We start from the raw sequence: 3043 nt of genomic DNA on the forward strand, positions 1-3043 counted from the left end.
CAGATGTCATCTCACATTCACTTTGCGCCCCTTTTGGGCGAATACGCCAAGGCATGAATAAACCGATGGACGCACATTATAGCCCTCGTGAAATTGAACGCGACGCCCAGCAGTACTGGGACAAACATCAATGCTTCAAAGCAGTAGAAGACGCGAATCGCGAGAAATTTTACTGCCTTTCCATGTTCCCGTACCCCAGCGGCAAACTGCACATGGGCCACGTGCGTAATTACACTATCGGCGATGTTGTATCGCGTTTCCACCGTATGCAGGGCAAAAACGTCATGCAGCCCATGGGTTGGGACGCGTTTGGCATGCCTGCGGAAAATGCCGCCATCCAGAACCAGGTCCCACCGGCCGAGTGGACATATCAAAATATCAACTACATGCGCAATCAGTTGAAGGCACTGGGCTTTGCCTACGACTGGAGCCGCGAGTTCGCCACCTGCGATACCAGCTACTACCGCTGGGAGCAGTGGTTTTTTACCAAGTTAGTCGACAAAGGCTTGGTATATAAAAAGATGTCAACGGTCAACTGGGATCCGGTTGATCAAACTGTACTCGCCAACGAACAGGTCATTGACGGCCGTGGCTGGCGTTCCGGTGCGTTGGTTGAGCGCAAAGAGATCCCGCTGTGGTTCTTAAAAATTACCGATTACGCTGAAGAGTTGCTCACGGACCTCGATAAAGTCGAGTGGCCAGAGCAGGTTAAAACGATGCAGCGTAACTGGATTGGTAAATCTCGCGGCGTCGAGCTGATCTTTGATGTTAAAGACGCCGATGGCAATGCCAACGAGCCGCTAGCGGTGTATACCACTCGCCCAGATACGTTGTTAGGTGTGACCTACGTCGCGGTTGCCGCCGGCCATCCGCTGGCTAAGCAAGCGGCTGAGCAGAATGCCGAGCTTGCTGCTTTCTGTGAGGAGTGCGCTAAAGGCGGCACCTCAGAAGCGGAAATGGCCACCAAAGAGAAGCTGGGTATGGCGACCGGCCATTTGGCAATTCATCCGCTGACAGGCGATGAAGTGCCGGTGTTTGTCGCAAATTTCGTGCTAATGGAGTTCGGTACCGGCGCGGTGATGGCGGTACCTGCCCACGATCAGCGCGACTGGGAGTTTGCGACTAAGTACGGTATTGCGATCAAAGCGGTCATTGCCGATGAAAATGGCCAAGCGCCCGATCTTTCCGAAAGCGCCTATACCGAGCATGGCGCCTTGATCCATTCAGGCGAGTTTGATGGCCTTGCGTTTCAAGCAGCCTTCGACGCCATTGCTGCAAAACTTGCCGAGCTTGGCCGCGGGGAAGTAAAAACCAACTTCCGCCTGCGTGATTGGGGCGTTGCCCGACAGCGTTACTGGGGCGCCCCCATCCCGGTCAAATATGGCCCTGAAGGCCAGACGGTACCGCTTACCGACGCAGAGCTGCCGGTCGCGCTGCCGATGGAGGTCACCGTTGACGCTTCGGGTTCGCCGCTGAAAAAAATGCCGGCATTCTCTGATCTGGGCGACGGCTGGACCCGCGAAACCGATACCTTTGACACCTTTATGGAGTCATCGTGGTACTACGCGCGCTTCTGCTGTGCTGATAACACAGAGGCGATGCTGGATGAGCGCGCCAATTACTGGCTGCCGGTCGATCTTTACATTGGCGGCATCGAACACGCCATTTTGCACCTGCTGTATGCACGTTTCTTCCACAAGCTAATGCGTGATTTTGGCCTGGTGGATTCTGACGAGCCTTTCCAACAGCTGCTAACTCAAGGCATGGTCATTGCCGAAACATTCTTCCGCATTAAAGATAACGGCGGTAAGGAGTGGTTTAACCCGGCAGATGTTGAAGTGAAGCGCGACGAGAAAGGCCGTCCGCTCAGCGCCATCTTAATGAGCGACGGGCAGCCGGTAGAGATGGGCGGCATCGAGAAGATGTCCAAGTCGAAAAACAACGGCGTTGATCCGCAATCGATGATCGACAAGTTCGGTGCGGATACCGTGCGGCTATTCATGATGTTTGCCGCTCCTCCAGAGCAGTCGCTGGAATGGTCTGATTCCGGCGTTGAAGGCGCCCATCGTTTCTTGAAGCGCCTATGGCGCCAGGTGAATGAGCATATAACCACCGGTACGCCTGGCACGCTAAATGTTGACGCGCTCAATGACGACCAGAAAGCGCTGCGACGCAAAACTCATGAGACGATAAAGAAAGCCAGCGATGACATTGGCCGACGCACCACGTTCAATACTGCGATCGCTGCCGTTATGGAGCTTTCCAATGCCATTAGCAAATTCGATGATACGTCTGAGCTGGGGCTAGCGGTAAGCCGCGAAGCCTTGGAAGCAGGCATCTTGCTGCTAGCGCCGATTACACCGCACTTGTGCCATAGCCTCTGGGAGACGCTGGGACATAGCGGCCCTGCCATTGAAGCAACGTGGCCGGTGGTTGATGAATCGGCGCTTACCCGCGATAGTATTGAGCTCGTCGTGCAAGTCAACGGTAAGCTGCGCGCTCGCCTTGAAGTGCCCGCCAGCGCCGATAAGGCGTCTATCGAAACACTCGCCATGGAGCACGAAAACGTCCAGCGTTATCTTGAAGGTAACACCGTGCGTAAAGTGATCGTGGTGCCCGGAAAATTGGTCAACATTGTGGTGAGCGGATGAATCGACGTACGTTTTTAACCACAAGCATCGCCGCCTCGGCGGCGATGCTTTTAGGCGGCTGTGGCTTTCGGTTACGTGGTCCTGGTTCGATGCCCACTCTGCCCACGCTAGCACTGGAAGGCGATAACAACAGCGCGGTTGCCCAGCAGCTAAAAACTCGCCTGCGGCAGCTAGGTACCCAGGTAGAGTCTGGCGCGCCTTGGCGTGTAACGCTTGGCACGCCAAGGCTAGTTGAGCGACGCCTCGGCGGTGATGGCCGTGCCAGCCGCGAGCATGAACTCACCCTAAGTATTTCGCTTTCAGTGCAAGAACGGGCATCTAACGCTTACCACATGAATAACGCGACGCTATCCTCTAGCAATCGTATTCGCGTTAATGATGATGACCTGCTC

Annotated in this window: 2 protein-coding genes; both read left to right on the forward strand. The window is 55.1% G+C overall.

Going from position 1 to position 3043, the window contains the following annotated elements; translation table 11 throughout:
* Positions 1-65 precede the first annotated feature (65 nt).
* Positions 66-2651, forward strand: a complete 2586-nt coding sequence (gene leuS, locus ACTH5D_RS17740; protein ID WP_441673542.1) for a leucine--tRNA ligase — start codon at positions 66-68, stop codon at positions 2649-2651.
* A partial coding sequence (locus ACTH5D_RS17745; RefSeq protein WP_441673540.1) for an LPS-assembly lipoprotein LptE occupies positions 2648-3043 on the forward strand: 396 nt, incomplete at its 3' end. The genes leuS and ACTH5D_RS17745, both read left to right, overlap by 4 nt.

It is taken from the genome of Halomonas sp. (assembly GCF_052095695.1).
GTDB lineage: Bacteria > Pseudomonadota > Gammaproteobacteria > Pseudomonadales > Halomonadaceae > Vreelandella.

Excerpts from the sequence above, each read along its gene's own strand:
- leuS (WP_441673542.1), top strand. The coding sequence starts at position 66 with ATGGACGCACATTATAGCCCTCGTGAAATTGAACGCGACGCCCAGCAG.